Raw genomic sequence first — 20,573 nt, forward strand, 5'->3', positions numbered from 1 at the left:
AGTCTGGGGACAGCTTCCCCAGGCTCAGAGGCGGTGGGGATCAGGTGGCCTTCGCGGTCTTTGCCTTCTTCACCGGAGCTTCAGGAGTAGATGCCGCAGCAGCCTCGGCCTGCTGCTTGAGCGCATGGAGCACGACGCGGAGCATCTCTTCCTCCGGCGCCGGCTTACCCGTCCAGATCTCGAACTGGCGAGCGCCCTGTAGTACAAACATCTCCACACCCGTAATGACGGGGATATTATTCTGCCGCGCCAGCCGGATGAGCGGCGTTTCGATCGGGTTGTAGACCAGGTCGAAGACGAAGCGCGTCTTCAACTCCTCGGCGGTCAGCAGCGCGGGCGACTTCGTTCCCGCCATGCCGACGGGCGTGGTGTTGATGATGACGTCGAAGCTCGACTTCGCGATGGCCTCGCGCTTGATGACCTTGGCGCCAGCCTGCCTGGCCAGCTTTTGCGCCGTCTCGGGCGTGCGGTTGAGGATGAAGACCTCGGCGCCCTTGTCCCGCAGGCCAAAGACGGCCGCACGCGCCGCTCCGCCGGCGCCCAGCACGAGAATCTTCGCGCCCTTGAGCGTAAGCCGCCGTTCGAGTGGCGTCACGATGCCGGCCACGTCGGTGTTGAAGCCGTAGAGCTTGCCGTCCTGGGCGCGGAGGACCGTGTTGCAGGCGCCGATCTTGGCCGAAAGCGGGTCCGTATGCTCCAGGTGGGCCATGATGGTCTGCTTGTGCGGCATCGTCACGCTGAGGCCATGGATGGGAATCTCGCGGACGAGTTCAACGAGGTCTTCGATCTTCTTGGTCTGCAGCGCAAGATAAACGGCGTTGACCGTCTCGCGGCGAAAAGCGCTGTTGAGCATCATCGGCGACATGGACTTGCCCACGGGGTCGCCGGCCACGCCGTAGACCTTGGTGGAGGCGTCGATGTCTTCAAGCCGGTAGGTTTCGATCAGAGTGCGCGCGGCGATCTGACCGGGCGCGGTTTCCTCGCCCACGGTCGCCGAGGCGAAGGTGAAGGCCGAACCGGTGCGCACGCCCAGCACGCGGGAGATGATGCCGAACTCTCCCATGCAGATGCCGACGATGTTCGGTTGGTCGACGCGTTCGAGGAAGCGCAGCAGGGTAAGGTTGTCGGTCAGCTTCTGCGCCGTGGGGACGATCTTGATGAAGTGCGGATCGAAGGGGAGGATGCGTGCGTAGACCGCATCGAGATTCCCAGTCGCCTTGAAGTCGTGGTACGAGACGATGATGCCGACTCCGGTATCGCGCAGCTTCTGGATGCCTGCCGGCTTGAGCGCCTCGGCCGAGCCGAGTTCGAGGTCGACCATGTGGACGCCCGCGCCGGCGGCTTTGACGAGCATGTCGAGCTCATCCTGCGCCGTGCCCTGGAATTTGCCGCCGCCGGAGATACATCGGCAGGTGGCGACGATGGTCGCGGCGGAGTGTTCCGCGATGAACTGCTTGATCTTTGGCAGCGCGGCAGCCGGCTTTTCGAGGTAGTCCAGGCGAAGCTCGAGGAACGGCGTCTCCTTGACGGCGACGGAGGCCTTTTCGATCAACTCCGCCGGCGTCGTGCCGACGATGGCGACGCAGACCTTACCGATGCGGCTGCGGAGATACTGGAGGGTTTGATTGGGCAATGTAGTTTCTCAGGCGATGCAATCGCGTATATTACAGGCCGGTTAGGCAGGATGCAAATGGAATCGCAAAGTCGCTGCCGACGGCGGTTGCGCATGGAGAGATAGACGGTGCGCGTGGCGGAAGGTTGACGCACGGCGATTCCCTGAAGTGGTAGATGCATGCGGCGGTGTTAGGGTGCTGAATGAGGTGTTTATGGGGGCGGAATTGAGTCTTGTGCGGGCGCCGGGATGGGATCGATACGGGTGGTTGCGTCATGGGTTCAGCACGCGGGCAGGCGGCGTGTCGACGGTCTATGGCGGCGCGGACCTGAACCTCGGCTTCACGAAGGACGACGACCGGGCGCTGGTGGAGGAGAATCGTCGGCGGCTGGTAGTGGAGACCGGCGGCGGCAGCCTGATGACGATGCGGCAAATTCACTCCAGCCTCAGCCGCCGGGTCGACGACGCCGGCGATCCGGTCTGCGAGGGAGATGGCCTGATGACGAATGTCTCCGGCCTGCTGCTGGGCGTGCTGACGGCGGACTGCGTGCCGGTGCTGGTGGTGGATACGGCGAAGCGTGTGGTCGCGGGCTTTCACGCGGGTTGGCGCGGGACCGTGGCGCGGATCGTCGAGCAGGGCGTGGCGCGGATGACGGCGGAGTACGGCTCGAAGCCCGAGGATCTGATCGCGGCGGTGGGGCCGGCGATCGGCGTCTGCTGCTACGAGGTCGGCGAAGAGGTCCGCGAGCGGTTCGGCACGGAGTTCGACTACGCGGCGGAGCTGTTTACGCCGGAGCGGCATGTCGACCTGGCGGAGGCGAATCGGCGTCAGCTTCTGGCGGCTGGGTTGCCGCCTGGCGCGGTGCACGTCGTGGGGGAGTGTACGGTCTGCACGCTGGTCGACGGGCGGCGGAAGTATTTTTCGCATCGGGCCGAGCACGGGTTTACCGGACGCATGATGAGCGTGGTGGGTGTTGTGGAGCAGGAGTAGACAGGGTGCGGGGGCCGAAGCCGCTGGCGTCCATGACGAGCTGGACGGCTCGCCAGAGCAGCGGTAGACGCAGCGCGGCGCCGGCGAAGGCCCAACCCACGTGGAGGTGTTCAAGCGCGCGGGCCACGGCGCGGACGCCCTCGACCGGGGCGCTGCCGTCTCTGGGCTGGTAACGGATGCGGCGTATGCTGCCTTGAGGTAGCTCTTCGGCGTCGCGCAGTTCGAGCCCGAAGGGTTGGCGTGCTTCGAGCCAGGCGCGCAGCTCGCTGCAGGGGCCGCAGGTGCGGGCGATGTAGATGGCTGCCGGCGGGCCGGAGATGTACGGATGCAGGCGCGGGAGCCAGTTGCGAACCTCGGCGCGGTATTGCCGCCACGGCGCCGCGAAACGCTGGTTCAGATCCTCGTGCTCATCCCACTCGGCGATACCCGCGCTGTAGACGATGGTGATGCATGCGCCGAGAAGCATCCAGCCGCTGTGCAGCAGCGCCGCCCACAGCAACATCGTGAGCGTGCAGGAGAGCTGCATGGGGTTCGCAATGTAGCGGTAGACGCCGCTGGCGACCAGCCGCCGGGGCGGGTCGTAGGGGATCGGCGTGCCCTGGCCGCGCTCGGCGAACTCGAAGACTGCGCTGACTCCCGGCAGGGCGACGAGCAGCACGCTCATGACCGCGAGCTGCGCGCGCCAGCCGGTAAGTTCGAGCATTGGCCGCCAGCCTGCGGTGTGGGGCCGAGTGGCGAAGATGAGCTCCGGCAGGAAGAAGAGGAAGAGCAGAGCGGAGGTGGCGACCTGCAACGTCGCGCGTAGTTTGAGCCGCGTATCGGTCAGCGTCCAGCGCGCAATGGCCAGGGCCGGGCAGAGAACCAGCACGACCGCCGCGGCCTCTCCCACGAGCCAGCGCGGCCGAAGCTGGACGACCGGGCGGCAGAGCGGCATCACGGCGAGGTCGAGAGCCGCCATGACAGCCGCGCAGACGGCGAGCGGCAGGCGTGGCATCGCCAGTTGCGGCAGAACGCCCCACAGGACGAGCCAGCCGAGGTACAGCTCGAGCGGCATGGCCCGCAGCGTGGCGCCGTCGGTCGCAAAGCTCCACCACCGCGCATGCAGGTTCGCAATCTGCAACAGCAGCAGCGCAGGCAGCGTCCAGAGCAGGCTGAGCAGGCAGGCCGCGAACTGTCGAGGCTCCGGGCGCCGCCGCACGCCAGCCAGCATCGCCGCGACGATCGGCAGGTAGAGCGAGCCGGCACGGAGGTAAGCCGGGCTCATGGCCTGGCCTGCGGCGTTGCGTTGGCCTCGATCAGGTAGACGGCGGCTTCATGCACGGCGGTGCGCTCCCACGGGATGAAGTACCATGCGGGATCGAGCTGGCGCGCGAAGTGGATGCGCCAGGTGACGGCGGTGTGGGCGGGGTCGACCGCGCTCCACGCGACCTCGGAGCTCTCCCAGCGGATCCACTGGGTGAGCTTGCTGGAGTCGTCGATGCCGGTAAACCGGAGGTAGCCGGGGCGGCGCTCGGCGACCTGCATGCGGAGGTCGCCGGGAGGGTCGCCCTCCGCGCCGGTGAAGTGGATCGTGCGCGGCGAGCCCACGCTCAGACCCGTGCCCCAGGCGGCGATAGGCCGGGGAAAGCCGATGCGCAGGTAACGGGGCATCGGCGTGCCGACGCGCGGGCTGCGGGCGAGCGCCGTCTCTACCTGCTGCGGCGTCGCGGCGAGAATGCGCGTGACCTCGACCGTCTGCGACCGGCCAATGGTGAAGCCGGGAAGGACGCCCTCAAGGGACATCGGCAGCAGGATCAGCCAGGTGCAGCGGAGCCGGGCGTCGCGCTTCCTGCGTGCCGCGTCGTCGATCAGGCCGACGATGATGCCCACAAGGTAGAAGAGCGGCGAGGCGACCAGGATGCAGAGATAGCCCTCGCCCAGCAGCGGCGCGACGATGAGCAGGAAGAGCGTAATGCCTTTGACGATGCCGCCGGTGACGGTCTTCGCCTTCGGCGACACAGCCAGCAGCATCGCGAGGATTGCAGGCAGACCTACGAACATCGCTCCGCTGTGCCCAAGGCCGTGGTTCATGAGGCCGCGGTAGGTTAGGCTTCCGACCGTGACCGTGAGAATGATGAGGAGGAGATTCCTCTGTGCTGGTTCGAGCCTGCGGCTCTTGGAGCTTGGGTTTGGGTCTGATTCGTTGTATTCGGCCATGGCGTCCTCCGATTTTTGAACATGATCAAATTTTGCGTCAGCCGGTGCGGGAATGCAAGGAAAATATGAACCTGTTCAAAATTATCCATTTGGGAGCTTTGTGTGACGGGCTCGTGAATTTTGTCTGTTGGGACACGCAAAGCCGGGTTAGCATGGGGTTCCCCGAAAAAGAGCAGCAAAGTCGAAGTTTCGAATTGAGGGGTGAGGATTGGATCGAGAGACGAGGCGCCGGTGGGCGCTGACAGGCTTGCTGCTGGCCGGTGGGCTGCTGCGGCTGACGATGATCGAGCATGCGCGCGGGGCGGATTCGGAGGCTGGGCTCTTTCCGGAGCTGAGCCGGAATCTGCTGCGCGGCGGCGCGATCGTCCCTGAACCGGCGACGACGCCGGGGTACGGGCTGGTGCTGGAACTGCTGGGCGGACATGTGGAGTGGGTTCTGGTTCTCCAGTCTTCGCTCGACCTGCTGGGCGTGACGTTGCTGGTGCGGTTCCTGTGGCGATGGTCGGGCGAGCGTGCGGGCGATCTTGCGCTGGCTCTGGGCGCGCTGTGTGTCTTCACGGCTGCGTATGCGGCGACGCCGCTGCCGGAGAGCCTGTCGGTCTTTGCGGTGATGCTGGGCATCTGGGGATACGGGCAGATGATGCTGGCGCGTGCGCCGGGATGGCGGCGGCTGCTGCCGGTGGCCGCCGCCGGCGCGCTGGCGATGCTGCTCAGTCCGGACGGCGTGCTGCTGCCGGCGGCGATGGTGGGCGGCATCCTGTGGGATGGCCGGGAGCGCTGGGGTTTGGGCCGCGCCGTGCGAGCGGCCGCGGTGGCCGGGTTGCTGATTGCCGGGCCGCTGCTTCCGTGGGCGGTGGGCAACTGGCGGACCTTCCATGCGACGCGGCTTCTGGAGCCGTCTTCTACGATTCCGGGCCACGGGGCGGAGACATTCGTGCTGCCGTTTGCGCACTCCGGGCACGGCTTCGTTGCGATCGCGATGGGTCTGCTGGGGCTTGGGTATGTGGTCGCGGGGGCGATGGGGTTTGTGCGGCGTCTGACTCCATTCGCCGGCTGGATGATCGGCTATGTGGTCGTGCGCTGCCTGCTGGCGGCGACGCTTGAGCGTCGTTCGATCGTGGAAACAACTCCGATGTTGGTCGTCGGCGCTGCCTGCTGGCTGGGCGGACGGAGCAGCGGGCGCTGGGGTCTGCGGGAGACCGTGCAGGCGGGGGAGTCAGACCTTGCAGAGCTCTTCGCTGAAAGCTTCCCGGTGCCGGAGCGCGGTGGTCTCGAGCTGGTCAAGCGATAGCAGGTAGGCGACGACGGAGCCAGCGGCCAGCAGGGCCGTCACGGCGACCGAGAGCCACGGCTGGTGAAGCCGGTTCGCCAGCCAGATGGCGCCGGCGCCAAAGGCCGCGCAGCCGACCAGGACGCCCATACCCATGAACGCGCTGAGCGGGCTGGCCTGACGGCCGACGGACTTGCCTGGGTCGAGCCGCTTGGGCGCGGTGATGGAGCGCGTATTGCCGACGATGGTGTTGACCAGCACGGCGAAGATAAACCAGAGCGTCGTCGCAATGGTGATGACCGGGCTGGGCGGCTGGAGCGCCAGCGTGACGATGAACCAGGTGAGCAGCACCTGCACGGCCAGCGTGACGAAGGTGATGAGGTTCTTGGCCAGCAGGATGTCGCGCAGGCGCACCGGCGCGAGGAAGTACATCTGCGTGCCGGCGAGGTCCGCGCCGAAGCAGTTGTAGGAGCCGGCCGAGATGCCGAGCAGCGAGTATACAGCGGCGGCGGGGAAGACCCACGGGGCGGTGCCTGGGTCCGCGCCCAGGTGTCCGGCCATGAAATAGATGACGATCAGGGGTGAGAGCAGGATAAAGACGAGCGGGCCGCTGCGCTTGAGGTAGAGCAGCTCCTTGACGATGTTGGCGTAGAGAATCTGGGAGCGCGAGGCAGGCGCCTGCGTCCGTGCCTGCGAAGGAGCCCAGGTCTCGGAGGCGAGGCGCGGTGCGCCCGCATGGGTGGCAGGCGCGGGGATTTGGGCGGTTTCGCTGAGGTTTTCTCCGCGAAACTCCTTGAGCATGCGCGCGGCGAAGACGCTGAGGAAGAGACAGCCGAAGGTGACGATGCCGGCGAGCATGGGCAACGCCTCCGGCGAGAAGCCGTTGCGTGCGAATACGCTGACGTCGATCGCGGTGGAAGCGAGTCCCGGCGGCAGATAGACCGAGAGCGCCGAGATCTGGTGGCCGAGGGCGATCAGCGCGGGCAGGTGCGCGGCAAGATGCAGCCGGGCGGCAAGCGCCTGCAGGTGGACGCGGCTGTGCTCGGAGGTGAAGTAGAAGTTCGAGAACTGCGCCGTCAGGCCGAAGGCGAACATGACGCCGGTGAAGATGCTGCGTCCGCGCCGCGTGCCGAGCCAGCGGTCGACCCAGACGAAGGCCATGCGGGTCATCAGCATCAGCGTGACGGCGTACAGGCCGAAGGCGAGGGCGGCGATGGGAATGAGCATGGGCCGTGCAATGCCGACTCCGATCGTCGCGGCGATCAGCGAGATCGTGCAGACGACGGTCGACGGCGAGAGCACGCCGAGGAAGAGGCGCGTCGTCAGGTAGGTCGGGAACGAGAGCGGGTAGCGGATCAGCGCGGCGGGGTCGAAGGCCAGCGCGGCGGGCGAGAGGTTGATGCTGAGCACGATCGTCAGCACCAGCATGCCCCAGGTGACGACGCCGAGCGCATGCGGCGTGTTGTACGCGATGCCGTAGTACGCGCCGAAGCCCGAGCCGAGGATCGGCATCAGCGCGATCAGCGCGGCGATGGGGTAGAGAAAGAGCCGCGCCACCAGCTCGCCGTTCGACCCCTTCCGACGGAAGCCGTTGACGAAGAGCCGCCAGCGCAGGTAGGCGATCGCCGCGAACTGGTCGCGTTTGCGGATGGCGGCTAGCCCAGCCATGAGAGCTCCTGCTCGGGCGGCGCGACGCCGGTTGTGCCGAGGACGTTCAGAAAGATCTCCTCGAGGGTCAGCCTCTCGCCGGGAGCTTCGCCGGTCTGGCGAGCCTGCACGCCGGCGCGCAGCTCCTCGATGGAGCCCTGCGCGACGAGATGCCCGCGCTGGATGATGGCGATGTGGGTGCAGAGGCGTTCGACGATCTCGAGCACGTGCGAGGTGAGGAAGATGGTCGCGCCGCGTGCGATCATGCCCTGCAGCATCAGCTTCAGCGTGTTCGAGGCGATGGCGTCGACGCCCTCGAATGGCTCGTCGAGGAAGAGCACGCGCGGCGCGTGGATGACGGCGGCCGAGAGCGCGAGCTTCTTCTGCATGCCGTGCGAGAAGTCGGCGATGAGCTTCTTGTTCTGGTCGGCGAGCGACATGAAATCGAGCAGCTCTTCGGTGCGTTGCTTCGTGGTCGCCGCGTCGAGGCCGTACATGCGTCCCACGAAGCGGAGGTACTCGGGCGCGGTGAGGCGGCCGAAGAGCGCGAGGCCTTCGGGCACGACGCCGATCTGCCGCTTCAGTTCGACCGTGTGCGCGGCGAAGTCCTGGCCGAGGATCTCGATCGTCCCGGAGGTCGGCGCCAGCAGGCCGGTGAGCATCTTGATGGTGGTGGATTTGCCCGCGCCGTTGGGCCCGAGGAAGCCGAAGAACTGGCCGGGCGCGACGGTGAGATTCACGTCTTCGACCGCGGTGAAGTCTCCGAAGCGGCGGGTGAGGGCGAGGGTGCGAACCGCTGCGTGAGTCGAAGGGGCCATGGTGTTGGAATTGAGTCTATTGCATTTATCGAACCGGCGCGAGGGTCGGCGTGCGGCGGTAGATGTCGTAGTTGTCGAGCTGGCGGTAAGGCGCGAACTCTTTCCTGAGCAGATCGAGGGTTCGGTCGCGGTCAGGCATGGGATCGGCCTTGATCTGCAGGCGACGTTTGACGATCAGCCAGTGGATACCGTTTTCGCGGACCTCGGTGACGGTCTGTTCGGGCGCATAGGGATCGGTGGCGGGATCGAAGAGCAGGATGGGGAACTGCGGAGTCCGGCCGGTGGCGAAGAAGAACGGGTCTTCGCCGTTGAGGAGCAGGATGCCGTCGTCCTGCGGGATCTCGGCGTCGGTGAAGCGGACGAGCTGGTCGAAGGCGGGCAGCCAGGGGCCATGGACGGAGAGCCCCTGAAGCTCGGGCAGGGTTGAGCGGTTGACGGGGCCTTCGAGGACGTTCGAGTAGGAGAGACGCTCCTCGCTGGCGATGTAGGGCAGACCACAGACGATGAGCGTGACCCCGACGACTGCCGCGAGCGGGATCTTCGGCACGGCTGCGGGAAGGCCGGCGATCATGCCGGCGAGCAGGTAGATCAGCAGCGGCCAGAGCGCGTAGGTGGAGCCCCAGAGCTGCTGCGAGAGCATCGTGCCGTGGATCGCGGCGAGCGCCAGCAGAGGCAGCAGCGCATGCAGACTGCGTCTGCGGACGAGGCCGTAGAGCGCGTGGACGCTGCTCAGGATCAACAGCAGCGGCCAGAGCGCGAGCAGGCTGGAGGCACGGTCGTCGGCGTCGGCGCTCTGGAACAACGACAGCAGCGTGGCGAGGAACGGCAGCGTCATGAGGACCATGGCGAGGCCGGGCGCGACGCGTGCGAGCAGCGAGTTTTCGGGGTCTCGCCACACACCATCGCTTCGGCCTGGGTTTCGCGGCGTTGGAAGATGTGCGAAGAGCAGGGCCAGAACGATGCAGGGCAGCGTCCAGCGGAGGGATGGCTCCGTGTAGACGGCGAGCATGTCGCGCAGGCCGGGCATGCGGCGCTGCGCGGCGAACTGCACCGTCCAGCGGTAGTAGTTGCCGATGCCCGCGGTGAACTGCAGGATCAGGCCGCAGAGGGCCAGCGTGGCAGCCGCTCCGGCGATCACCAGCAGGAGGCTCACGGTAGGCAGATCGTCCGGACCGGGCTTCGCCCGCGTGATCCTGCGCACGGCGACGACCGCGCCAATGCCAACGAGCGCGGTCAGCAGGAAGGGCAGGCCGATGTTCTGTTTGAAAAACACGGGCAGAACCAGCGCGGCGCCGACGGCCATGGTCTGCCCGGCGTAGGCGCGGGCGTCGAGCCGCTGCAGCAGATAGAGAGCGAGCAGAATCGAGAGCGCGCAGTCGCAGTCGTAGAAGGGGATCGGCAGAATGCTGTAGACGCTCAGGACGGTGACGGACGCCGCCAGCAGCAGCGCGACTGCCCGATCGTTCAGGATGCGGAGGACGATGCGCCACGTCAACACCGTGCCCAGGCCGGCCGCGATGGCGGCGTAGAGCGCGTGGTGCATGTAGTTTCGGCCGAGCAGCTTGATGATCGCGGCCTGCACGAGAAACGTCAGCGGCGCATGCGCGAAGGGAAGATCGCGATAGGGAACCTGCCCAAGCGAGATGCGCCAGGCGCTGTCCAGAATGTAGCTGAGATCCCACAGAATGCCGACGCGATGCACCTGCCAGAGGACCACCGCGGCGGTTGCAAGGAAAAGCGAGATGGCGGCGACGAGGTCCTGAGCGCTCCAAGACGGCGCAGCGTTCGCGGTCGTCGAGGCTGGCCTGCTCGCGGAGTAGGACGTGTCGTTCATGGGTTGGCTAGAGTGTAGCGCGAACGTTCGACTGCCGGGTTTCCATGTTTGCGACAGCAACTCCCATTTGGGACGAGCGTTGCACAGCTTCCGTGGAAAGAGATCGCCGCGGTTCACGGATCTTCTTCATAATGATGCCATCCGGGCCCAATCAGAGCGATCGTTAGGAGGGTGTTCTATGTCCAACCCATGGAATGGAAAAGTTGTCTTCGAGGCATTCTGGTGGAACTGTTGGAACACCGCCTATACCGATTGGTATACCTACCTGGCTGCGCTCGCGCCCCGGCTCGCGGCCATGGGATTCGACGGCATATGGACGCCGCCGCCGTTCAAGGGAGACGCCAACGGCGGGAAGGACTCGATCTCGAACATGGGGTACACGCCCTATGACTACTACGACCTGGGGAGCAAGCTGCAGCAGGGTTGTGTGCAGACCCGCTTCGGCACGCTGGACAGCTTCCTGCGCCTCGTCGCCATCGCGCACGCCAACGGTCTGGAGGTCTATCCGGACATCGTGATCGACCACTGCGATGGCGGCGGCTTCGACAATAGCTCGCCCGCCGACCTGACCGACCGTTATAAGGCGTTTCAGTATGCGGGCTTTGCCGCGTCGGGCCGCTGGCCCAAGTCGTGGATGGACTTCCATTCGAACCCGGTGCACTGGTTCCTCTCCGGCGACTGGCCCTTTGCCAGCTTCGGCCCGGACATCTGCTACCAGGGCCGGTGTAGCGACAGCGGCGCCGCCGACCAGAACTGCTACATGCGTCGCGAGGCCAGGGACTGGTTCGTCTGGTTCACCAGGCAGACCGGCGTCGACGGCTTCCGCTTCGACGATGTGAAGGGCTTTCCGCCCGAGGTCGTCGAGGACCTGCTCTACAACGCGATGGGGCCGGGAACGGAGTACTTCTGCGTCGGCGAATTCGTCTCTTATCAGACGGGCGACCTCGACGGCTGGGTCGCGGCGGTGGAGAATCGCTCCGGCGCCTTCGACTATCCGCTTCGCGGCGGACTTTATTCGATGGTCTACTCCGGCGGCTACTTCGACATGGGCAGCCTGCCGAACTATCAGCAGCAGAATCGGTACAAGACCGTACCCTTCGTAAACAATCACGACACGTGGCATGGACGGTACTGGGATTCGGCCGGAGACAACTCGAACGACCACGATCAGCGCACGGGCGACTGGGCGAAGAACGGCAGCGAACTCGCCGGAACGATCGACCCGGACAACCCGCGCGCGCAGATTGCGTATGCGGTCGCGATGACGGTCGACGGCAATCCTCAGCTCTTCTACGAGGATCTCTTCGTCAACTACAACGCGGATCGGACTTCGGCGAACCCGGCGACGCTGGCGACGCGGCCGTGGCTGGAGAATCTCGTATGGTGTCATCAGAAGCTGGAGTTCAAAGCGGGCGCCTACAAGGTGCGGTTTCAGGGATCGCAGCAACTGCTGATCCTCGAACGCAGCGCGCGAGCCATAGTCGGCGTGAACAACGACGGGTCCGCATGGCATGACGCCTGGGTCGCGACCGACTTCGGGCCGAATGTCGAGCTGCACGACTACAGCGGATCGAGGCCGGACAATATCTGGACGAATCAGGACGGCTGGGTGTCGATCGCCGTGCCGCCAACCTCGTACAGCGTCTGGGGCAGGGTGGGGATTGAGGGCGGCTTCGGGCCGGCTGGGAAGCCCACGACGCAGGAGTTCCAGATGGACGACGATCTGGGCGACTCCAACCCCGCAACGCCGGGATACGGCGGCAAGCTGACTCCGGGGGAGCCGCGAACGGCGGGCAGCATCTGGGCCGGCGCCGGCACGGAGGTCGAGGTCTGGGTCTATCTGGACGATCAGGAAAATCCGCCGACCGCCACGCTTCAGGTTCTTCTGCCCGACTCCGTCACGGGGGCAAAATCCAGTGCTCCTGGCCCGCGGGTCTCGGGTCCGGTCACTCCTCTCAACCTGAAATTTACGGCGGCCACCGAAGGTTACTACCAGTTGACCGCGATGCTGACCGACAAGGCGGCTCAGCCGGTGCGAGCTTATGTCAAGGCGACGTACACGGGCCCCGCACGCAGCGCGAAGTTCTAGCGCCGGCGGCGGGGCACGCGGGGCAGGCTACGGGGCGACCTCGGTGGCCGTCGAGAGGCTGAGCTGGTGGATCGCCAGCCACGTCTGGCTATAGGCGGCGAGGGCGTTGCTGGCGACCGAGCGTGCGTCGCGCAGAGCGTCGAGGTAGTCGATCAGCGCGATGCCGCCATGCTCGTACGCAAACTGGGCGATCTCGAGCACATCCTTCGACTCGTCGATGTAGTGCTGGCTGTATCGCTCGCTCAGCGCCTTCGAGGTGTTGTAGCCCACCCATGCCTGGGCGACGTCGGACCGTACCTGGGCCGCGGCTGCGTCGCGGGAGAAGACGCTGCTCTGGGCCTGGAATTTGCTGGTCGATTTGTTGCCCTGGTTGCGGTCGAAGAGGCGCAGCGGGATGCTGACGTTGAAGCCGAAGGAGTTGTAGTTGCCGCTGCGGTCGTACTCGCCTTCGATGGTGGGGTCGGTGGTCCCGTTGGCGAATTGCAGCTTCACGTTGGCGTCCGCCGCGCGCACGGCGGCCTGGCTGGCGAGGTAGTCGGGCCGGGTCGTCAGCGCGGTCTGGATCAGCGCGGGCAGGTTGTTGTCGGCCGTCAGGTTCGGCGGTACGATCTCGCCTCGGATGTCGAAGGCGTTGGGGTCGTCCGACGGGGTGGCGATGCCGATCAGAGTTTGAATCTGATAGCTGGCCTGTGTGAGGTTGACGCGGGCGGTGGCCTCGTCGGACTCGAACTGGGCAAGCTGCAGGTCGAGCCGCTCGAAGTCGAGCTTGCCGATGTCGCCCGCCTTGTAGCGGTCGTTGTTGATGTCGACCTCGTGGCGGAACTCCTTCAGATTGGCCTGCGCGAGGGTGAGGGCGGCCTTGGCCATCAGCATATTGGTGAAGGCCTGCTTGAGGGTGAAGATGACCTGCCGCTGCTGGTCGAGGTACTGGGCCTCGGTCTGCTGGGTGGTTGCCTTGGCGTTGTCGATGCGCCAGCGGCGCTTCTCGCCGCGCTCGAAGAGGCGGCTGACCTGCGCGGAGTAGGACGGGGGATTGCCCTCGGAGCCGTCGTTTGGAAGCGTGACGGTCTGACCGGCGATGGTGAAGGTCGGGTTGGCGCGGACGGCGGCCTGCAGCTCCTGCGCGCGGATGGCTTCGACGTTGCGCGAAGCGGCGAGCAGGGTGAGGTTCTTGGTCTTCGCCGCGTCGATGACCTGTTGGAGCGTCAGGGCGTTGGGCGCGAAGGTGGGGGTTGGGATGGCGGCGACGCCCGGGGTGAAGTTCGTCTGCTGCGCCTGCATCCGCGTCTGGAGCGGAGCGATGAGCAGGACGGAGGCGATCGCAAGGGTCGCGATCGTCCCTCCGCGGTATGAGCTGGGACGCGCCCACGTCTCAACGTCGAGACGTGGGGCTTCCGGATGGGTGGTAGGCATGGGCGTTCCTTCGAAGGTGTGGGTCATGGGTTGGGTCATCCTTCGAATCCGGCTTCCGGTTCGGGAAGAACGTCGGTTGGCCGCGCGATCCAGACGTAGATCGTCGGCAGCAGGAAGACGTTGATGACCAGCGCGCCGATCAGGCCGCCGACGATGACGATGGCGAAGGGCCTTTGCGAGTCCGAACCGATGCCGTGCGAGGTAGCCGCAGGCAGCAGGCCGAGCGTAGCGACCAGCATGGTCATCATGATAGGACGCAGGCGGAGCACGGCGCCTTCGATGGCCGCCTCCTCCACGCTGTGTCCCTGGACGCGGAGCTGGTTGATGTACTCCAGCATGATGACGCCGGTCTGCACCGCGACGCCGAGCAGCGCCAGGAAGCCGACGCCGGACGAGACGCTGAAGTGCGTGCCGGTGAAGAGCATCGCCAGCAGACCGCCCAGCGGAGCCATGAAGATGTTCACCATGATGAGCGACGCCCACTTGCCGGAGTGGAACATGACATAGAGGATTAGGAAGATGATGATGACCGTAATGGGCAGCACGATCGACAGGCGGCGGGACGAGCGTTTCTGGCTCTCGTACTCGCCCGCCCAGGTGGTCTTGTATCCGGGCGGCAGTTTCACGTCGTGCTCGACCTTGGCCTGCGCCTCTTCGACCGTGGATCCCAGGTCGCGGCCGCGCACCGAGTATTTGATGGCCACATAGCGCTGGCCCTCTTCGCGCGAGATCACCTCGGCGCCGTCCTCGGTCTTCTCGTCGGTCAACTGGGCGAGCGAGACGCGTTCGCCCGAAGGCGCCATGAGACGGATGTTGGCGATGGCCTCCGCCGTGTTGCGGAAGGGCTTGTCGTAGCGCACGTTCAGGTCGAAGTGGGCGTCGCCCTTCAGTACCTGGCTGACGGCGTTGCCGCCGACCGCGGTCTGGATCGCGTCCTGCACATCGGCGACGTTGATGCCGAAGCGCGCGGCGGCGTCGCGGTTGACGGTGAAGTTGAGGTTCGGCTGACCGATGACGCGGAAGAGGCCGAGATCCTGGACGCCGGGGATGCTGCTCATGGTCGAGACAACCTGGTTGCCCAGCGCTTCGAGCGTCTTCAGATCGTCGCCGTAAATCTTGATGGCGAGCTCTCCCTTGACGCCCGAGACGGCCTCTTCGACGTTGTCCGAGATCGGCTGCGAGAAGTTCCAGACGATGCCGGGCATCTTCTCGAGCTCGCGGTCCATGGCGTTGACCAGCTCCTGCTTGTTCTCGTGGAAGACCGGCCGCCACTCGTCCTTGGGCTTCAGGTCGACGAAGTACTCCGTGTTGAAGAAGCCTGCCGTGTCGGTGCCGTCGTCGGGCCGTCCCGTCTGGCTGACGACCTTGGTGACCTCGGGGAAGGCGTTGAGGATGATGCGCGCCTTGTTCGTGACCGCGACGGAGTCGGTCGGGCCTTCGCTGGGCGCGAGCGTGCCGCGCACCCAGATGGCGCCTTCGTCGAGATGCGGCAGGAACTCCGATCCGAGGACGCCCGAGAAGAGCAGGAAGGCCGAGAGGCAGAGCAGCACGCCCGCGATCGAGAAGGTCACCTTGCGGTGTTCGATGAAGTAGGACGCGGTGGTGCGGTAGCGCTTGGTCAGCCACACGAGCAGAGGATTGTGGAACTCGCGCGCCGAGCTGCGGAAGACGAAGGTGGCGATGATCGGGGCAATGATCATCGAGAAGACAAGCGCGCCCAGCAGAGCGAAGGCTACCGTCCAGGCCATGGGCTTGAAGAGACGGCCTTCGACCGCCTGCAGCGTGAAGATCGGCAGATAGGCCGTGATGATGATGCCGATCGCGAAGAAGACCGGTCGCTGCACCTCGTGAACGGACTCGCGAATGATCTCCATCTTGGTGCGATTGTTCGGGTTCGGGCGGCCGAGATGGCGCACGATGTTTTCGACGATTACAACCGCGCCGTCGACGACCATGCCGAAGTCCAGCGCGCCGAGCGAGAGCAGGTTGGCGGGAATATGCCGCAGGTCGAGGCAGATCGACGCGAAGAGCAGCGCGAAGGGAATGGTGATCGAGACGATCAGCGCGCCGCGCACATTGCCCAGGAAGATGAGCAGGATGAGCACGACGAGGATGATGCCTTCGGTCAGGTTATGCAGCACCGTGTGCGTGGTGTAGTGCAGCAGATCCGAGCGATCGAGGAAGGGAACGACCTTCACGCCGGGCGGCAGCAGATGGTTGTTCAGCTCCTCCACCTTCTTGTGGATGCCGTCGAGCGCGAACTGCGTGTCCTGCCCCTTGAGCAGCAGCACGCAGCCTTCGATGGTGTCGGCGTCGTCGATGATCTTGCCGTCTTCCTTGGCAATGACGACCGGCTTGCCGTCCTTGCCGACCTTCTCGACGCACGGATCGGTCGGTGCGGAGGTGGGATCGGTCTCGGTGATGGGCGTGGCGCCGGCGCGGCAGGACTTGCCGATCTGGCCGAGCCGGATGGCGCTGCCCTGGGCGACGGTGGCGATGTCGCGGATACGGATCGGCGTGCCGCCCGAGGCCTTCACCACGATGTTCTCGATGTCGGCGACGTTCTTGACCAGGCCGACCTCGCGAACGTTGATCTGCTGCGTGCCCTGCTCGATGAAGCTGCCGCCGGCGTTGATGTTGTTGTTCGTGATGGCGGTCTCGACCTGGCCGATGGTCAGGCCGTAGTCGATCAGCTTGTCCGGATTGACGCTGACCTGGTAGTTGCGCTGCTTGCCGCCGAAGCTGGCGACGTCGACCACGCCGGGGACGGACTTGAACTGCTTCTCGAGCGTCCAGTCTTCGAGCGTCTTCAGCTCGGTGTTGTCGTAGGCGGGGTTGGTGGACTTCAGCGTGTACCAGTAAATCTGACCGACGGGGCTCCAGTCGGTGCCCATCTGTGGCTGCAGACCGGGCGGCAGGGTGACCTGCGAGAGGCGTTCGAGCACCTTTTCGCGGTTCCAGTCGTTCTCGCTCTCGTCGTCGAAGATCATCGTCAGGCTGGATAGCCCGGCGAGGGTCGTCGAACGCAGGTGCGTCATGTGCGGGATGCCCGCCATCTGGATTTCAATGGGGATGGTGACCTGCTGTTCGACCTCTTCGGCAGCTCGGCCCGGCCACTGGGTGATCACGGTGACGTAGTTGTTGGCTACGTCGGGGTAGGCCTCGACGGGGAGGTTGTGGAAGCTGAGCATGCCCCATCCGAAGAGGACGATGGCGCCGATCAGGACGATCCAGCGGTTGTTCAGAGCTGCGTCGATGAGCTTCGAGATCATTACTGGGCCGCCGCGTTCTGCAGGGCGAGGGCGGAGGCGACGACCTGCTGTCCGGGCTCGAGGCCGGCGTTGATCTCCTGCTGGGTCTGTCCGCCGGCGGCGCCGGGGACGAGCGGTCCAGCCTTCACTTCGACGCGGTGGAACTCATTGCCTGCGGGGAGATAGACCCAATCCTTATCCTGCAGATGCAGCACGGCGTTGGCCGGCACGACGGTATGCTGGACCGGCTGCGTGCCGTGCAGCGTGGCGGTGACGAACTCGCCGATGCGCATGATCATGTTGGGGTTCTGCACCTGGATGCGGACCTTGGCGGTGCGGATGCTGGGGTCGAGCACGGCGCCGATATCCGAGATGGTTCCGGTGATGGTCTGGCCGGGCAGCGCGTTCAGCTTGATGTCCGCCTTCTGGCCGAGGTGGACCGAGGCGAGGTCGTTCTCGTACACGTCGCAGATGACCCAGACGTGAGAGAGATCGGCGATGGTGAAGGCGGTCGACGAGCCGGCAAGCCCCACGCCGGCCGCGGCAGCGTTGGTTACGTTCTGGCTGATGATGACGCCGGTGGCGGGGGAGTAGATCTTGACCGAGGCGCCCGGGTTGTTCTTGTCGATGCCCAGAACCTTGAGCTGCTGCTCGGCGGCGGTGAGGTCGCTGAGGTTGTCCTTTTCGCCGTTCTCGGCGATCTCGAGCTGCGACTTCGGAATCGCTCCCTTGCCGTAAAGCAGGGTGGCGCGGTCGAGCTGGATCTTCGTCAGGCGCTCGTCGTTGACGGCCTTGAGATAGGTGGCGAAGGCGCCGGAGACGTCCGTGCTCTGGACCTCCATCAGCAACTGCCCCTTGTGGACATGGTCGCCGAGGCGCGCGTGGATGTCGACGACGCGACCGTTCGCCATCGAGATCACCGGGATGGTCTGCGAGATGTCCGGGTTGACCGAGCCGGTGACGTTGAGGCTGTTCGTCGTCTGGACGCTGGTCGCGCCGACGAGCGCAAACTGCTCAGGGTGCTCGACGTGGATGAAGTTCACGTCGCCGGCGTGCTCGACGGTGACCTTGGGCGGAGCCTCGGCGGCGGGGTCGCTGGCTGGCTTCTTGCAGCCGGTGGCGAGCGTGAGGCAGGTTATCGACGCGATGGTCGCTGTGAAGAGCTTGTAGTTCATGCGATCACCTCGGAGCTGTGGTTCGACGGGGTTGGAATGGACGAAAATGACATGCACTTCCAGAAGACACGTTGAGGCATAAAAATTGCGTGTGAAGTTGTGGCGCGCTCGCTCATTCGATCCTTTGCAGCTTTAAAAGCTGTGTTGTAGGGTCCACCGCGACACCCGGGCTTTGGTGTAGGTGGGCATGATTCATGCTGAAATTTATGCGGAGAATGCGACGGAGAAAGGGGTGTGGGGCGGAGGACGCACGCCACGGGCACGGACAAAGCCTGCCAGCAGCCGGGCCGCGAAGCTGCGCCGGCGGATGCGGCTGACCGTCATCCGGCAAAGGCCCACGATGAGCAGCAGCGCGCCGATGACCAAGGCGCCGAAAAGTATGCCCGCCGCCAGATGCAGGGGGGCTTCGTGGCGGCGGATCAGGTGTTCTACCTCGCCCGGCGTGCTCATCGCGACCAGGTCGTCGGTCATGGAGATCACGGGGAACAGGAGAAGCAGCAGCAGCCCGACGGCGACGAGGGTCGTCCAGTCCAGCTTGCTTTCACCTTTGCGGACAGCGCGCATCCAGCGAGCCAGGAGGCCTGCGGAGACGCAAAACCACACGATATTGAGAAAAATCTCCAATGTTTGGCGATTATAAGTGACGGTCAACTGTTAGACGCAGCGAAGTTTGCGAAGATTCGTCTGCTTTTTATGAAATCGATCCGTTGGATTCGAACTTAGGCGGGAACCTGCTCCCGCGGATTGACGAGGTCGCGAAGTTCTTTCGAGGGCTTGAAGAAGGGAACCTTCTTCGCGGGAACATCGACCCTGGCGCCGGTCTTGGGGTTGCGGCCGATTCGCGAGTTGCGCTGGCGAGTGCGGAAGCTGCCGAACCCCCGGATCTCGATCTTGTCGCCGGACTTCAATGCTCCGATGACGGAGTCGAACAGGGTGTCGACGATGATTTCCCCGTCACGACGTGTGAGATCGCCAAGGGCGGTCACTTTGTCGACCAGATCTGCTTTGGTCACAATCTACTCCTTCGCGCGTGATCTCGCAGCGACGTGGCTGGTAGATCCGCATTTTTTGAGATAAAGCTGCGTATTGGGGAAGACGCGCGAAACCTCGAATTTGTCTCGGACTTGACGACAAAAAATACTGATTTCAAGGAGGTTAGCGTTTTTTAGTGAACGAAAACCTCCATCTCGTTTCGTGTCTCCGAGAGCAGGCCTACTTCCACATGAAGTAGAAACCCGGAGCGTGATCCAAAAGTTTCGATGGATTTGGAAAAAGATCGTCGGACTCGCCGTTGAGCAGACCGGCAAGTCCCTTCTTCGCCGAAGCGGGGCGGACGATGGACGGTTCGCCGGAGATTCCCACCTCTTTGGCGGTGTCCATCAGGGCAACGCGGAAGCCGCCAACCTTGTCGATCAGGCCGAGGGGAAGCGACTGCTGGCCGGTCCAGACCTGGCCGGTGGCGAGCGGGCGAATCTTATCGTCGGTCGAGTGCCGTCCGTCGGCGACGTCGTGAACAAACTGCGCGTACATATTGTCGACCAGCGACTGGAAGTAGGCCGCTTCCTTGGGCGTCATGTCGTGGGTGGGGTCGCCTGCGTCCTTCAACTCGCCGGCGTGGATGACGACCGACTTCAGCTTGGCCCAGCGCATGAGGTCGCCGTAGTTGGTCCACTCCATGATGACGCCGATGGAGCCGACGACGGAGGCGTCGTTGGCATAGATCTTGTCGCATCCGCTGGCGATATAGTAAGCGCCGGAGGCTCCGACCGACTCGACCGAGGCGATGATCTTCTTGTGCTTCTCCTGCCGGATGCGGACGACCTCGTGGTAGACCTCCTGCGAGGCCGCCGCGCCGCCACCGGGCGAGTTGATATGGAGGATGATCGCCTTGACGGAGCTGTCGTCGCCGAATTTCCGGAGCTGCGTGTCGATCTTGTCGGCATCCATAATGACGCCGTCCAGGTCGACGACAGCGATGTGCTCGGTGGCTCCGAATCCCGAGGTGGAGGCGGTGTCGGCCGAGAAGGCGTGCGCCGTCGACCAGACGATGGCCCAGATGAAGAGTCCGAAGCACGCGAGGGAGCCGCCGATGATGGCGAGCCAGAAGCCGGCCGAACGGCGCGGCCGCGGGGCGTACATGGCGGCGTAAGGGCTGGGAGGATAAGGAGTTGGCGGATACGGAGACGCCGACGCGAACGGCTGGACCGGAGGGGGTGGCGGGGGCTGCTGCGGGGTCGGCGTGGGGTTGAATTCGTCCGTCATGATGTGGAGTGTAGC

General features: G+C 65.0%; 15 protein-coding genes. 3 read left to right on the plus strand and 12 right to left on the minus strand.

What is annotated here, in order from left to right; translation table 11 throughout:
- Window positions 1-40 precede the first annotated feature (40 nt).
- The gene (gene aroE / locus CHB87_RS03955) at window positions 41-1,633 is read right to left on the minus strand and encodes a shikimate dehydrogenase (RefSeq protein ID WP_089407064.1); all 1,593 of its coding nucleotides are present in this window, start codon (window positions 1,631-1,633) and stop codon (window positions 41-43) included.
- Between the two features lie 247 nt (window positions 1,634-1,880).
- Here aroE and pgeF point away from each other — a divergent pair, with 247 nt between their 5' ends.
- Complete coding sequence (gene pgeF, locus CHB87_RS03960) at window positions 1,881-2,603, plus strand: peptidoglycan editing factor PgeF (protein ID WP_245817796.1); 723 nt, start codon at window positions 1,881-1,883, stop codon at window positions 2,601-2,603.
- On the opposite strand, the gene CHB87_RS03965 is transcribed toward pgeF, so the two are convergent.
- Both CHB87_RS03965 and CHB87_RS03970 read right to left on the minus strand, forming a co-directional pair.
- A complete protein-coding gene (locus tag CHB87_RS03965) occupies window positions 2,557-3,867 on the minus strand; it encodes a methyltransferase family protein (protein ID WP_089407066.1) in 1,311 nt (436 codons plus the stop codon). The two genes, pgeF and CHB87_RS03965, sit on opposite strands and share 47 nt — an antisense overlap.
- Window positions 3,864-4,799 carry a hypothetical protein gene (locus tag CHB87_RS03970; RefSeq protein ID WP_089407067.1) on the minus strand — a complete coding sequence of 312 codons (936 nt, stop codon included), beginning with the start codon at window positions 4,797-4,799 and terminating at the stop codon, window positions 3,864-3,866. The genes CHB87_RS03965 and CHB87_RS03970 overlap by 4 nt, the downstream gene beginning before the upstream one ends.
- A 208-nt stretch (window positions 4,800-5,007) precedes the next feature.
- Here CHB87_RS03970 and CHB87_RS03975 point away from each other — a divergent pair, with 208 nt between their 5' ends.
- Window positions 5,008-6,090: a hypothetical protein gene (locus CHB87_RS03975; protein ID WP_142988197.1), complete on the plus strand. Its 1,083-nt coding sequence runs from the start codon at window positions 5,008-5,010 to the stop codon at window positions 6,088-6,090.
- On the opposite strand, the gene CHB87_RS03980 is transcribed toward CHB87_RS03975, so the two are convergent.
- From CHB87_RS03980 to CHB87_RS03990, 3 genes are read right to left on the minus strand one after another with little or no spacing between them, the layout of a single operon-like run.
- Complete coding sequence (locus CHB87_RS03980) at window positions 6,016-7,737, minus strand: hypothetical protein (protein ID WP_089407069.1); 1,722 nt, start codon at window positions 7,735-7,737, stop codon at window positions 6,016-6,018. The genes CHB87_RS03975 and CHB87_RS03980 overlap by 75 nt on opposite strands.
- Entirely contained in the window at window positions 7,725-8,534 is an 810-nt protein-coding gene (locus tag CHB87_RS03985; protein WP_089407070.1) for an ABC transporter ATP-binding protein, read from the minus strand. The genes CHB87_RS03980 and CHB87_RS03985 overlap by 13 nt, the downstream gene beginning before the upstream one ends.
- A gap of 25 nt (window positions 8,535-8,559) precedes the next feature.
- Window positions 8,560-10,368, minus strand: a complete 1,809-nt coding sequence (locus CHB87_RS03990; protein ID WP_089407071.1) for a hypothetical protein — start codon at window positions 10,366-10,368, stop codon at window positions 8,560-8,562.
- A 178-nt stretch (window positions 10,369-10,546) separates the two neighbouring features.
- Between CHB87_RS03990 and CHB87_RS03995 the strand changes: the two genes are divergently transcribed.
- Window positions 10,547-12,457 (plus strand): alpha-amylase domain-containing protein, encoded by a 1,911-nt coding sequence (locus CHB87_RS03995; protein WP_176441566.1) that lies wholly within the window; start codon window positions 10,547-10,549, stop codon window positions 12,455-12,457.
- A gap of 27 nt (window positions 12,458-12,484) precedes the next feature.
- On the opposite strand, the gene CHB87_RS04000 is transcribed toward CHB87_RS03995, so the two are convergent.
- The 6 genes from CHB87_RS04000 to sppA form a co-directional block, all read right to left on the minus strand.
- Window positions 12,485-13,909: a TolC family protein gene (locus tag CHB87_RS04000; RefSeq protein WP_245817797.1), complete on the minus strand. Its 1,425-nt coding sequence runs from the start codon at window positions 13,907-13,909 to the stop codon at window positions 12,485-12,487.
- A complete protein-coding gene (locus tag CHB87_RS04005) occupies window positions 13,906-17,142 on the minus strand; it encodes an efflux RND transporter permease subunit (RefSeq protein WP_089407073.1) in 3,237 nt (1,078 codons plus the stop codon). The genes CHB87_RS04000 and CHB87_RS04005 overlap by 4 nt, the downstream gene beginning before the upstream one ends.
- On the minus strand, window positions 17,142-18,296 hold the full coding sequence (locus CHB87_RS04010) for an efflux RND transporter periplasmic adaptor subunit (RefSeq protein ID WP_089407074.1): 1,155 nt from the start codon (window positions 18,294-18,296) through the stop codon (window positions 17,142-17,144). Before CHB87_RS04010 ends, CHB87_RS04005 begins: the two co-directional genes overlap by 1 nt.
- A 204-nt stretch (window positions 18,297-18,500) precedes the next feature.
- Window positions 18,501-18,947, minus strand: a complete 447-nt coding sequence (locus CHB87_RS04015) for a hypothetical protein (RefSeq protein WP_142988198.1) — start codon at window positions 18,945-18,947, stop codon at window positions 18,501-18,503.
- Window positions 18,948-19,015: 68 nt separating this feature from the next.
- Window positions 19,016-19,309 carry an HU family DNA-binding protein gene (locus tag CHB87_RS04020; protein ID WP_089407076.1) on the minus strand — a complete coding sequence of 98 codons (294 nt, stop codon included), beginning with the start codon at window positions 19,307-19,309 and terminating at the stop codon, window positions 19,016-19,018.
- Between the two features lie 199 nt (window positions 19,310-19,508).
- Entirely contained in the window at window positions 19,509-20,558 is a 1,050-nt protein-coding gene (gene sppA / locus CHB87_RS04025; RefSeq protein ID WP_089407077.1) for a signal peptide peptidase SppA, read from the minus strand.
- Window positions 20,559-20,573: the final 15 nt, after the last annotated feature.

It is taken from the genome of Granulicella rosea (assembly GCF_900188085.1).
Lineage (GTDB): Bacteria > Acidobacteriota > Terriglobia > Terriglobales > Acidobacteriaceae > Edaphobacter > Edaphobacter rosea.